12 protein-coding genes are annotated in these 12,147 nt (G+C 72.2%); 6 read left to right on the forward strand and 6 right to left on the reverse strand.

Annotation, left to right across the window (positions count from 1 at the left end; all coding sequences use genetic code 11):
* The first annotated feature begins 185 nt into the window (after positions 1–185).
* Positions 186–1,646, forward strand: coding sequence for a cytosine permease (locus ABD981_RS37560; protein ID WP_046905418.1), 1,461 nt, complete (start codon positions 186–188; stop codon positions 1,644–1,646).
* A gap of 14 nt (positions 1,647–1,660) precedes the next feature.
* Here ABD981_RS37560 and ABD981_RS37565 read toward each other — a convergent pair whose 3' ends face one another.
* The gene (locus ABD981_RS37565; protein ID WP_046905417.1) at positions 1,661–2,752 is read right to left on the reverse strand and encodes a branched-chain amino acid aminotransferase; all 1,092 of its coding nucleotides are present in this window, start codon (positions 2,750–2,752) and stop codon (positions 1,661–1,663) included.
* A 240-nt stretch (positions 2,753–2,992) separates the two neighbouring features.
* Complete coding sequence (locus ABD981_RS37570) at positions 2,993–4,033, reverse strand: 3-isopropylmalate dehydrogenase (RefSeq protein ID WP_046905416.1); 1,041 nt, start codon at positions 4,031–4,033, stop codon at positions 2,993–2,995.
* A 136-nt stretch (positions 4,034–4,169) separates the two neighbouring features.
* Here ABD981_RS37570 and ABD981_RS37575 point away from each other — a divergent pair, with 136 nt between their 5' ends.
* Positions 4,170–4,958, forward strand: coding sequence for a class I SAM-dependent methyltransferase (locus tag ABD981_RS37575; protein ID WP_046905415.1), 789 nt, complete (start codon positions 4,170–4,172; stop codon positions 4,956–4,958).
* Here ABD981_RS37575 and ABD981_RS37580 read toward each other — a convergent pair.
* Positions 4,952–5,083 carry a hypothetical protein gene (locus ABD981_RS37580; RefSeq protein ID WP_276205548.1) on the reverse strand — a complete coding sequence of 44 codons (132 nt, stop codon included), beginning with the start codon at positions 5,081–5,083 and terminating at the stop codon, positions 4,952–4,954. The genes ABD981_RS37575 and ABD981_RS37580 overlap by 7 nt on opposite strands.
* Positions 5,084–5,390: 307 nt before the next feature.
* Between ABD981_RS37580 and ABD981_RS37585 the strand changes: the two genes are divergently transcribed.
* Complete coding sequence (locus ABD981_RS37585; protein ID WP_046905414.1) at positions 5,391–5,732, forward strand: PadR family transcriptional regulator; 342 nt, start codon at positions 5,391–5,393, stop codon at positions 5,730–5,732.
* Positions 5,729–6,493: a hypothetical protein gene (locus tag ABD981_RS37590; RefSeq protein WP_123954080.1), complete on the forward strand. Its 765-nt coding sequence runs from the start codon at positions 5,729–5,731 to the stop codon at positions 6,491–6,493. Before ABD981_RS37585 ends, ABD981_RS37590 begins: the two co-directional genes overlap by 4 nt.
* 12 nt (positions 6,494–6,505) lie before the next feature.
* Here ABD981_RS37590 and ABD981_RS37595 read toward each other — a convergent pair whose 3' ends face one another.
* Complete coding sequence (locus tag ABD981_RS37595; RefSeq protein WP_046905413.1) at positions 6,506–7,042, reverse strand: GNAT family N-acetyltransferase; 537 nt, start codon at positions 7,040–7,042, stop codon at positions 6,506–6,508.
* Between the two features lie 112 nt (positions 7,043–7,154).
* On the opposite strand from ABD981_RS37595, the gene ABD981_RS37600 reads away from it, so the two are divergent.
* A complete protein-coding gene (locus ABD981_RS37600; protein WP_046905412.1) occupies positions 7,155–8,039 on the forward strand; it encodes an alpha/beta fold hydrolase in 885 nt (294 codons plus the stop codon).
* A 73-nt stretch (positions 8,040–8,112) separates the two neighbouring features.
* On the opposite strand, the gene pruA is transcribed toward ABD981_RS37600, so the two are convergent.
* Together pruA and ABD981_RS37610 are read right to left on the reverse strand one after the other, a co-directional pair.
* Complete coding sequence (gene pruA / locus ABD981_RS37605) at positions 8,113–9,744, reverse strand: L-glutamate gamma-semialdehyde dehydrogenase (RefSeq protein ID WP_046905411.1); 1,632 nt, start codon at positions 9,742–9,744, stop codon at positions 8,113–8,115.
* Between the two features lie 33 nt (positions 9,745–9,777).
* Positions 9,778–10,719: a proline dehydrogenase family protein gene (locus ABD981_RS37610; RefSeq protein ID WP_046905410.1), complete on the reverse strand. Its 942-nt coding sequence runs from the start codon at positions 10,717–10,719 to the stop codon at positions 9,778–9,780.
* Between the two features lie 194 nt (positions 10,720–10,913).
* Between ABD981_RS37610 and ABD981_RS37615 the strand changes: the two genes are divergently transcribed.
* Complete coding sequence (locus tag ABD981_RS37615) at positions 10,914–12,122, forward strand: PucR family transcriptional regulator (RefSeq protein ID WP_046905409.1); 1,209 nt, start codon at positions 10,914–10,916, stop codon at positions 12,120–12,122.
* Positions 12,123–12,147 lie beyond the last annotated feature (25 nt).

Below are 12,147 nucleotides of genomic sequence, written 5' to 3' on the forward strand. Positions count from 1 at the left end.
AGGCGTTCCGTGGGGGTCAGCAGCACACGCCGAATACCTCCACTTTGAACGACACTCTAAATGCTGAAGCCGCAGCTTCCAAGGATTGACGTCGGCTGTCCCCGTGGGTCACATTGAGCGGCACTCTAAATTTACCCCCCACGCCCCCTGCCCCGCTCCCCCTCCTCCAGGCCCCAGGAGTCCCCATGGCGATAGAACAGCGCGGAGTCGACACCATCCCCGAGGCGGAACGCACCAGCGGCCCGCGCGACCTCGTCTCGATCCTGCTCGGCTCCAACCTCTGCCTCGGCGTGATCGTCTTCGGCTGGCTGCCGGTCTCCTTCGGGCTCGGTCTGTGGGCCTCGGTGACCTCCGTCGTCACCGGCACGCTGGTCGGCGTGGCCGTCACCGCCCCGCTCGCGCTGGTCTCGCTGCGCACCGCCACCAACCTGTCCACCTCCTCCGGCGCCTTCTTCGGCGTCCGCGGCCGGCTCGTCGGCTCGGTGGTCGGCCTGCTGCTCTCGCTCGGCTACACCGCGCTGACCCTGTGGATCGGCGGCGACGTGATGGTGGGCACCCTGGAGCGCCTGGTCGGCCTGCCGACCGGCGGTCTCGCGCACACCCTCGTCTACGCCCTGCTCGCCGCGCTCACCGTGGTCGGCGCGGTCTACGGCTACCGGCTGCTGCTCAAGCTGAGCCAGGCGCTCGCCGTCGGCATGACCCTGCTGCTCGCGCTCGGACTCGTCGCGTACGCCGGGGACTTCACCACCGCCGCGGTGCCGGACACCCCGTACCTGCTGGGCTCGTTCTGGCCGACCTGGCTGCTCTCCGCGGTCGCCGCCGGACTCAGCGGACCGGTCGCCTTCATCACCCTGCTCGGCGACTACACCCGCTACGTCTCGCCCGCGAAGCACAGCCCGAAGAAGGTCTGGCGCGCCACCTGTCTCGGCCTCGTCGTCGGCCTGCTGATCCCTCAGCTCTTCGGTACGTACACGGCGCTGGCGGCCCGCGGCGGCCTGGAGTACGCGGGGCCGCTCGTCGCCGCCTCGCCCGGCTGGTACCTGGTCCCGCTGCTGCTCGCGGCGACCGCCGGCTCGGTCGGCAACGCCGGCCTGATGCTCTACTCGATGGGCCTGGACCTCGACGCGATCCTGCCGAAGGCCACCCGCGCCCGGGCCACCCTCGTGGTGGCGGCGGTCGCCACCGCCTTCGTCTTCGTGGGCCACTTCGCCTCGGACGCGCAGACCGCGATGACCTCGTTCGTGCTGCTGCTCACCGCGATCGGCACCCCGTGGGCGGTGATCACCCTGATCGGGCACGTGCGCTGCCGGGGCCGGTACGACGCGGAGGCGCTCCAGGTCTACAACCGGCGTTCGCGCGGCGGCGTCTACTGGTACGCGGCCGGCTGGCACCCGCGGGCCACCGCCTCCTGGGCGATCGGCGCGGCGGTCGGCCTGGCCGCGGTGTCGACCCCGCTCTACGAGGGGCCGCTGCTCGCCCTGACCGGCGGGATCGACTGCAGCTTCGTCCTCTCGGGCCTCGTCGGCGGCGCGCTGTACGCGGTACTGACGCCGGGCCCGGCGAAGGCGTCCGTGCCGGCCCCGGAGACGGAGACGGAGACGCCCGGGACGGAGACCGTCCCGGGCGTCCTGGCCGACCAGGGCTAGACCGCGCTAGCGCGTCACTTGCCCAGCTCGTGGACCCAGCCGTGGGTGTCCTCGGCCTTGCCGGTCTGGATCGCGAGCAGGGCCTCGCGCAGCTTCATCGTGACCTCGCCGGGCTCGCCGCCCGAGTGGTGCCACTCGCCGCGGGCGGACTTGACCGTGCCGACGGGCGTGATGACGGCCGCGGTGCCGCAGGCGAAGACCTCGGTGAGGGTGCCGTTCGCGGCGTCCTCCTGCCACTGGTCGATGGAGACGCGGGCCTCCTCCGACTCGTAGCCCAGGTCGCGGGCGACCTGGAGCAGCGAGTCGCGGGTGATGCCGGCGAGCAGCGAGCCGGTGAGGGTCGGGGTGACGATCTTGTTCCCGTACACGAAGTACAGGTTCATGCCGCCGAGCTCCTCGACCCACTTGTGCTGGACGGCGTCGAGGTAGGCGACCTGGATGCAGCCCTTCTCGGCGGCCTCGGCCTGGGCCAGCAGGGAGGCGGCGTAGTTGCCGCCGGTCTTGGCGTCGCCGACGCCGCCGGGGACGGCGCGGACGCGGTCCTCGGAGGCCCAGATCGCGACCGGCTTGACGCCGTCCGGGAAGTAGGCGCCGGCCGGGGAGGCGATGACGACGAAGAGGTACTCGTTGGCCGGGCGGACGCCGAGGCCGACCTCCGTGGCGATCATGAACGGACGCAGGTAGAGGGACTCCTCGCCGCCGTGCGCCGGGACCCACGCCGCGTCCTGGCGGACCAGGGCGTCGCAGGCCTCGATGAAGGTCTCGACCGGGAGCTCCGGCATGCCGAGGCGGTGCGCGGAGAACTGGAAGCGGCGGGCGTTGGCGTCGGGGCGGAAGGTGGCGACCGAACCGTCGGGGCGGCGGTAGGCCTTCAGGCCCTCGAAGATCTCCTGGGCGTAGTGCAGGACGCTGGTCGCCGGGTCGAGCGAGAGCGGGCCGTACGGCACGAGCTGGCCGTCGTGCCAGCCCCGGCCCTCCGTCCAGCGGATGGTGACCATGTGGTCGGTGAAGTGGCGGCCGAATCCCGGGTTGGCCAGGATCGCCTCGCGCTCCGCGTCGGACAGCGGGCTGGAGGAGGGCTTGAGCTCGATGGTGGGCGTCGTCATGAGTGCTTGTCCTTCACCGGTTGTGTGTGTCGGACCGCGCTCACGCCGCAGTACTGCTAGGACGTCCGAGCTTTCCCGCATGCCGCGGCCCCCACGTTCGATTATCGCGCGTGGGGGCCGCTGCACGAAAACGTGCGTGACGCGGTCCAGGGTTCGATGGTGGCACCCTGCGACCGCATAGGTACAGCCGCCGGGTGCGGAGTGCGACCCGGCGGCTGGGGTGGAGCGTTCAGCGGCGGGTCAGCTCGCTACGCGTACCGCGAGCGCGTCGCCGATCTCGGCCGTCGTGCGGACGGCGTCGCCGCGCTCGGTGAGGTCGGCGGAGACCGCCTCCTCGATGCGGCCGGCCTCGGCCTCGTAGCCGAGGTGGCGCAGCAGCAGCGCGACGGAGAGCACGGTGGCCGTGGGGTCGGCCTTGCCCTGGCCCGCGATGTCCGGCGCGGAGCCGTGGACCGGCTCGAACATGGACGGGAACTCGCCGCTCGGGTTGATGTTGCCCGAGGCGGCCACGCCGATTCCGCCGGAGACGGCGGCGGCGAGGTCGGTGATGATGTCGCCGAAGAGGTTGTCGGTGACGATCACGTCGAAGCGGGCCGGGTCGGTGACGAGGAAGATCGTCGCGGCGTCGACGTGCAGGTAGTCGGTGGTGACCTCGGGGAACTCGGCCGCGACCGCGTTGAAGATGTTCGTCCACAGGTGGCCCGCGAAGGTCAGCACGTTGTTCTTGTGGACCAGCGTGAGCTTCTTGCGGGGACGTGCCTGGGCGCGGGCGAAGGCGTCCCGGACCACGCGCTCGACACCATAGGCGGTGTTGACCGAGACCTCGGTGGCGACCTCGTGCGGGGTGCCCTTGCGGATGGTGCCGCCGTTGCCCGTGTACGGGCCCTCGGTGCCCTCGCGGACGACGACGAAGTCGATCTCGGGCTGGCCGGCGAGCGGGGTCGCGACACCGGGGAGCAGCTTCGAGGGACGCAGGTTGACGTGGTGGTCGAAGGCGAAGCGCAGCTTCAGCAGGAAGCCCCGCTCCAGGACGCCCGAGGGGACCGACGGGTCGCCGATCGCGCCGAGCAGGATCGCGTCGTGACCCTTGAGGGAGTCGAGGTCGGCGTCGGTGAGGGTCTCACCGGTGGCGTGGTAGCGCGTGGCGCCGAAGTCGTACTCCTTGGTCTCCAGCTTCACATCCTGGGGAAGGACGGCCGCGAGGACCTTGAGGCCCTCGGCCACGACCTCCTGGCCGATGCCGTCGCCGGGGATGACTGCGAGATCGATGCTGTGAGACATGTCGGCACCCTACTCTTCGTCCCATCGTCTGACACATCCTGTCCAGGATGCGGACGATCCTCCTGTTCGCGGGGGAGGCTCGCCGCAGGTCGGCGGGGCTCCGACGGTCTGGGCGGACGCGGCCGATGATGGGGGGATGACGCGCACTTTCGAGGAACTCGTGGCGGAGGCGTCCCGGGCGCCGGTGGACGGCTGGGACTTCTCCTGGCTGGACGGGCGGGCGACCGAACGGCGCCCGTCCTGGGGCTATCAGCGCCTGATCGGCGAACGGCTGGCGACGGCCGCGGCCTCGCTCGACGTCCAGACCGGCGGCGGCGAGGTGCTGGCCGGCGTGCCGGCGCTCCCCCGGACGGCCGTGGCCACCGAGTCGTGGCCGCCCAACGTCGCGCGGGCGACGGAACTGCTGCACCCGCGCGGGGTGGTGGTGGTCGCGGACCCGGACGAGCCCCCGCTGCCCTTCGGCGACGCGGCCTTCGACCTGGTGACCAGCCGCCATCCGGCGACCGTGTGGTGGGACGAGATCGCCCGGGTGCTGCGCCCCGGGGGCACGTACCTCGCCCAGCACGTCGGCCCGGCCAGCGTGTGGGAGCTGGTCGAGTACTTCCTGGGCCCGCAGCCGGAGGCGGCCCGGCTGCGGCATCCCGACGACGAGACGGCGGCGGCCCGGGCGGCCGGCCTCGACGTCGTCGACGTGCGGGCGGAGCGCCTGCGGATGGAGTTCCACGACGTCGGGGCCGTGGTCTGGTTCCTCCGCAAGGTGATCTGGATCGTGCCGGGCTTCACGGTGGAGGACCGGCTGCCGCGACTGCGCGAGCTGGACGCGCTGATCCGCGAACGGGGTCCGTTCGTGGCGCACTCGGCGCGCACCCTGATCGAGGCGCGGAAGCCCGCGGCCGGGCCCGGCGGGGGCGCGGCCGGTCAGTGACCGGTCTCGCCGCCGTTGTCGCGGCGGTCGAGGGAGCGCTGGAGGGCGGCGGCGGCGTTCTTGCGGGCGTCGTCGCTGGGGCGGGCGGCGGAGTGGCGGACGCGACGGGCGGTCTGAGCGGCCATGGGGATCGACTCCTTGAGATCAGCGTGGACCCGAGATCGACGGTATCGACGGTGATGCGAGATCGGTGGTGATCGAAGGCGCCGGAAGGGGCGGGGAGCGTCGCCGCAGGGGTTGCCTGCTCGGGGCGTGGCGCTCTCGACCGCCCTGCGCTCGATGGAGCGGGACGTTCGGCTCCTACAAAGCTAGGACAGCTCGCTCGAACTGTCTCCACAATTACTCGGACTTCCTACTATCTGAGACGGCGCCCACCGCCCTCTCATTCCTATCTAGATTGCATTCCTACCTAGGTAGTGATGGAATGCCGTCATGGCCGCAGACCGCAGATCCAGCTGGCTCAAGGGAGTCCTCGACCTGCTCGTCCTCTCCTGCCTGACCGACGGAGAGAGTTACGGGTACGAGATCGCCAAGGCGCTCGCCGAGGCGGGACTCGGCGAGATCAAGGGCGGGACGCTGTATCCCGTGCTGAACCGCCTGGAGGAGGCGGGCCTCGTCGAGGCCGAGTTCCGGGCCGCCGAACGCGGCCCCGGACGCCGCTACTACCGGCTCACCGAGACCGGCCGGACGCATCTCGCGGCCGAGAGCGAGGCCTGGACGCAGTTCCACCGGGCCGTAGGGACCAAGCTGCACACAGGGGGAACGACACGATGAGCACCAGGCCCACCGACACCGGGACCGGACCCGAGCGCTGGTTCGCCGCACTCGCCGGGGCGCTGCGCGCCGCCGGAGTGCCCGAGGAGCAGATCGCCCGCACGGCCGACGAGCTGCGCGGCCATCTGGCGGAGTCGGGCACGACGGCCGAGGAGGAGTTCGGCCCGGCCGACCGCTTCGCGGCCTCGCTCGGCGGACTGGCCCCGGCCCCCGGGGAGCCGGACGAGGCGGCCGAACGGTGGACCTGGACGGCGGACCTCTTCAACGACCGGCGGATGCTGGCGGTCCACGGCGACCAGGGCTGGGAGGTCGAGCACCTGGACTCGCTCGGCCGCTTCGTCTGCCGCCGGGCACCCGGGGCGCCGCTCGCCTGGGAGTACCGGCGCGAGATCATCGCCGGCCGGCGCCGCGCGAAGGTGCTGGGCGAGCTGGACCCGGAGGGCTGGGAGCTCTGCGGCGAGTGGCTGGTGTACGGCTACCTCAAGCGCCCCAAGGCGGCGACCGCGGGGCCCGCGGGGACCCTGGGAGCGGTGCCCGCCGCCCCGGACCGCCGCCTATTCCTGAGCCGCCGAGCCAAGGCGCTGCTCGCCGTCTGGGCCGCGGCCACCGGCGCCGCGTACCTGTCGCTCGGGCTGCCGGGACTCGCGATGCTGATCGCCCTGGGCGGGGCGCTGTCGGCGGTCTACACCGCGAAGCTGGAGACGGACCGGGGCAAGGTGGCCGCGAAGAACGCGGCGGACCGGGAGAGCGCCGTCGGCTGACCCCCCGCCGCGTCACATGACGTCGCCGTCCCGCCAGTCGAACACGAGCGGGTCGGCGGCGTCCGGCAGCGGGCGCCCGCCGGCCGGGCGCAGATAGGTGGAGTCCTCCTCGTCCGCGAGCCGGACGATCCCGGCCGGGGCGAGGGTCTCGATCCGCCCCGTCCAGAGCCGCCAGCCGCGGGCCAGGTAGAGCGCGGCCCCCTCGTCGGAGGCGGACAGCGCGCCGAAGGCGTACGCGCCGTCGATCGCGCGCTCCAGTTCGGCCATGATCCGCCCGCCGAGCCCCCGCCGGCGCAGGTCGGCGCGGACGGCGACCGCCTCGACGTACCCCACGCGGTACGAGCGGCCGCGGTGCAGGACCCGCCGCATGACGAGGCTGCCGTGGGCGGCGAGGCCGCGCCCGTCCTCGATCCAGGCGTGCGTGCCGCCCAGGGCGTGGTCCCAGTCCTCCGCGTCGAAGCCGCCGTCGAAGGCGGCGACCAGCAGCTCGCGCACGGCGCGGAGCCGGTCGGGGCCGAGTGCGTGGGTGGGAGCGGTCCGCAGGGTCATGCCCTCAGTCTGCCGCCTCCCCAACTAACCCTTAAAGAATTATTGACAGGTTAGAGGCGACCCGATTGACTCTCCCCATAACCAGTCACGCACAGCAGAGGGGTTAGAAGAGATGTCCGTGCTGCCCGTCCACCACCGCACCGTCACCGTCCGCGGCCACGAGATCTTCTACCGGGAGGCGGGCCCCGCCGACGCCCCCGTCCTGCTCCTGCTGCACGGCTTCCCGACCAGCTCGCACATGTTCCGCGACCTGCTCCCCCGGCTCGCCGACCGCTACCGCCTGATCGCCCCCGACCACCTGGGCTTCGGCCGCAGCGCGGCCCCGGACGCCGCCGACTTCCCGTACACCTTCGCCGGACTCGCCGAGCTGACCTCCGCCTTCACCGAGGCCCTCGGCCTGGACCGCTTCGCCCTCTACATCCAGGACTACGGCGCCCCCATCGGCCTGCGCCTCGCCCTCGCCCACCCCGAGCGGATCACCGCGATCGTCAGCCAGAACGGCAACGCGTACGAGGAGGGCCTGGGGGCCGAGGCCTGGGCGCCGGTCCTCGCCCTGATCGCCGAGCGCACCCCCGAGACCGAGGAGCCGGTCCGCGCGATCCGCTCCCTCGACGGCATCCGCTGGCAGTACGAGACGGGCGTCCCCGCCGAGTTCCGCGAGCTGCTCAGCCCCGACGCCTGGCACCACGACGCCGCCCTGATGTCCCGCGAGGGCCAGGACGCCGTCCAGCTCGGCCTGATCGCCGACTACGGCGCCAACTTCGCGCTCTACCCCGCCTTCCAGGAGTACTTCCGCACCTCCCGGGTCCCCCTGCTCGCCGTCTGGGGCGAGGGCGACGAGGTCTTCGTCCCGGCCGGCGCCGAGGCCTTCCGCCGCGACCTCCCGGACGCGGAGATCCACCTCCTCCCCACCGGCCACTTCGCCCTGGAGACCCACGCCCCGCGGATCGCGTCACTGATCGACGACTTCCTGACGCGGCACGTGAAGGGGGAATGAGAACCGCCCCCGTCCTCAGTTGGGGGACCGAGGAGGGGGGCGGTGATCAGGGGCCTCCGGGGAGGCGGGGGCGTCAGCCCATGTGGGGGTAGCCGTACTCGGTCGGCGGGACCAGCGTCTCCTTGATGGCGCGGGTCAGCGTCCAGCGCATCAGGTTCTGCGGGGCGCCGGCCTTGTCGTTGGTGCCGGAGGCGCGGCCGCCGCCGAAGGGCTGCTGGCCGACGACGGCGCCGGTCGACTTGTCGTTGATGTAGAAGTTGCCCGCGGCGAAGCGGAGCTTCTCCATCGTGTAAGCGGCGGCCGCGCGGTCGCCCGCGATGACCGAGCCGGTGAGCGCGTAGTCCGAGACTGACTCCATCTGGGTCAGCATCTCGTCGTACTTCGCGTCGTCGTAGACGTACACCGCGAGGATCGGGCCGAAGTACTCGGTCGTGAAGACCTCGTTCTCCGGGTCGGTGCACTCGATGACGGTCGGGCGGACGAAGTAGCCCTCCGAGTCGTCGTAGGTGCCGCCGGCGACGATCGTGCAGGAGGCGTCGGCCTTCGCGCGGTCGATCGCGGCCTTGTTCTTCGCGAAGGAGCGCTCGTCGATGACGGCGCCGATGAAGTTCGACAGGTCGGTGACGTCACCCATGGTGATGCCGTCGACCTCGGCCGCGAACTCCTCCTTGAACCCGTCGTTCCAGATGGAGGCCGGGACGTAGGCGCGCGAGGACGCGGAGCACTTCTGGCCCTGGAACTCGAAGGAGCCGCGGGTCAGCGCGGTCTTCAGGATCGCGCGGTCGGCGCTCGGGTGCGCGACGACGAAGTCCTTGCCGCCGGTCTCGCCGACGATCCGCGGGTAGGAGCGGTACTTCTCGATGTTGTTGCCGACCGTCTTCCACAGGTGCTGGAAGGTCTTGGTCGAGCCCGTGAAGTGGATGCCGGCCAGGTCGCGGTGGTTCAGGGCCACCTCGGAGACGGCGATGCCGTCGCCGGTCACCAGGTTGATGACGCCCTTGGGCAGACCGGCCTCCTCCAGGAGCTCCATGAGGAGCACGGCGGAGTGGGTCTGGGTCGGGGACGGCTTCCAGACCACCACGTTGCCCATGAGGGCGGGGGCGGTGGGCAGGTTGCCCGCGATGGCCGTGAAGTTGAACGGCGTGATCGCGTAGACGAAGCCCTCCAGCGGGCGGTGGTCCAGTCGGTTCCACACGCCCGGGGAGTTGGCCGGGGGCTGCTCGGCCAGGATCTGGCGGGCGTAGGCCACGTTGAAGCGCCAGAAGTCGACGAGCTCGCACGGGGTGTCGATCTCGGCCTGCTGGGCGGTCTTGGACTGGCCGAGCATGGTGGAGGCGGCCAGCGTCTCGCGCCACGGGCCGGCGAGCAGCTCGGCGGCGCGCAGGATGATCGCCGCGCGGTCGTCGAAGGACATCGCGCGCCAGGCCGGGGCGGCGGCCAGGGCCGCGTCGATCGCGTCCTGGGCGTCCTGCTGGGTGGCGCCGGCGAAGGTGCCGATGACGGCCTTGTGGTTGTGCGGCTGCACGACGTCGACGCGCTCGCCGCCGCCCATGCGCTTCACGCCGCCGATGGTCATCGGCAGCTCGCGCGGGTTGTCGGCCAGCTCCTTGAGCTTGGCCTCCAGACGGGCGCGCTCGGGGGAACCGGGGGCGTAGCCGTGCACCGGCTCGTTGACCGGAGCGGGGACCTGGGTGACAGCGTCCATGGGTCGCTTGACTCCTTCTTGAGGGGTGTGGGCTCAGCCCTTGGTGAGGATGGAGCGGACGAAGAAGAGCAGGTTGGCCGGCTTCTCCGCGAGGCGGCGCATGAAGTAGCCGTACCAGTCGGTGCCGTAGGCGGTGTAGACGCGCATCCGGTGGCCTTCGGCGGCGAGCCGGTTCTGCTCCTCGCTGCGGATGCCGAACAGCATCTGGAACTCGTACTCGTCCAGCTTGCGCCCGGCGCGGCGGGCGAGCTCCTGGCCGACGGCGATCAGGCGCGGGTCGTGGGACCCGATCATCGGGTAGCCCTCGCCCTCCATCAGGATCTTCATGATCCGGACGTACGCCTTGTCGATCTCCGGCTTGTCCTGGATGGCGACCTCGGCGGGCTCCTTGTAGGCGCCCTTCACGATGCGCACGCGCGAGCCGTTGGCGGCGAGGCGGCGGGCGTCCTCCTCCGTGCGGAAGAGGTAGGCCTGGATGACGCAGCCGGTCTGCGGGAAGTCCTTCCGCAGCTCCTCGTGGATCGCGAACATCGAGTCGAGGGTCGTGTGGTCCTCGGCGTCCAGGGTGACCGTGGTGCCGATCTCGGCGGCGGCCGCGACGACCGGGCGGACGTTCGCGAGGGCCAGCTCGTGACCGCTGCCGGGGCCCTCGGGGTCCAGCGACTGGCCGAACATGGACAGCTTGACGGACATCTCGGCGCGGGCGCCCAGGCCCAGCTCCTTGAGGCGGCCGATCAGCTCCAGGTAGGCGTCACGGGCGGCGTAGGACTGCTCGACGGTGGTGATGTCCTCACCGACCACGTCGAGGGTGACCTCCAGGCCGCGGGCCGCCAGGTCCTGCACGATCGGGACGACGTCGTTCACCGTCTCGCCGGCGATGAAGCGAGCCACGACCTGCTTGGTCCCGGGGGCGGCCGACACGAAACGGCGCATCTTGTCGCTGCGCGACGCGGCGAGGATCACGGGACCCAGCACGGGGCACCTCCAGAGGGCAGGGTGACGAAAGGTGCCGTACCCGATCTTTCGTAAGGATTCGGGAACAGCACGAAGAACCACCGTGAAACCTAAGGACCGCTCCGATCGTCCGCCATCTACAGCTGTCACGCATCCGTGGCCACACCCTCAGACATCTGTCTGAAGGAAGGGGCCGACGGTGCGAGAATGGCGCCGTGAAGGGCGACTACCAGGACCTTGTGGACGAGATCTCGGCGCTGCTCGGCGCCCCCGCGACCCTGGAGAACCGGGATTTCGGGCTGATCGCCTTCGGCGCCCACGACAGCGACGACGACGAGGCGATGGACCCGGTCCGCACCCGGTCGATCCTCACCCGCAAGTCCACCCCCGCCGTGCGGGCCTGGTTCGAGGGCTTCGGCATCACCCGGGCGACCGGCCCGGTGCGGATCCCGGCCGCCCCCGACGCGGGCGTCTTCCGGGACCGGATCTGCCTGCCGGTACGCCATCGGGGTGTCGTCCTCGGCTACGTCTGGCTGCTCGACGCCGAGCCCGGCCCCTCGCACGCCCAGCTCACCGCCGCCATGGAGGTCGCCGCCCGGATCGGCGAGCTGCTCGCCGACGAGGAGCGGGCCGGGGCGGACCTCTCCCGTGAGCTGCGCGCCGCCCTGTCGGCCGAGCGCGGCTGGCAGTACGACATGGCGCTCGCCGCCCTGCGCACGGCCCTCGGCCCGGACGCGGACGGCCTGCACGCCCTGGTCTGCCTCGCGCCCTGGCCCGCGGAGGACTCCCCGTCCCCGCGCACGGTCCCCGGCGCGGCCGCCCTGTGCACGGTGCCGTGGCAGCCGGCCGGGCCGGGACCGGGTGCGGCCCCCGCCTCCGCCGTCGGTCCGTACGCCGCCGGCCCCGGCCCGGCCCGCGCGCTCGCCGTGCTCGTACGGCTCCGCTCGGGCGACAACCTCTCCCCCGCGGCCACGGCGGCCGGACGGCTGCGCACCACGGCGGAGGCGGCCGGCGGCTCGTCCGTCGCCGGCGTCGCCTCCCCGCGGCGCGGGCTCGCGGACCTGGACGTCGCCTGGCGCGAGGCCGCCTCGGCCGCCCGGGCGGCGACCGCCCAGCCCCGCCTCGGCCCGCTCGCGGAGTGGTCCGCCATCGGCCCGTACCGGCTGCTCACCGCGCTGCCGCCGGCCGAGCCCGACCCGGCGGTGCGCGCCCTGCTCGCCCCGGCCCACGCCGAACTGGCCCGCACCGCCGAGGTGTTCCTCGACCACGCGGGCCAGGCGGGCCGCACGGCCACCGCCCTCGGCATCCACCGCCAGACCCTCTACTACCGCCTCTCCCGCGTCGAACAGCTCACCGGCCTCGACCTGGACACGGGCGAGGACCGGCTGTTGCTGCACATGGCGATCAAGGCGTGGAAGCTGTAGCGGGCGCGGCACCGGCGCCGCGGAC

The sequence above is a fragment of the Streptomyces showdoensis genome (assembly GCF_039535475.1).
GTDB lineage: Bacteria > Actinomycetota > Actinomycetes > Streptomycetales > Streptomycetaceae > Streptomyces > Streptomyces showdoensis.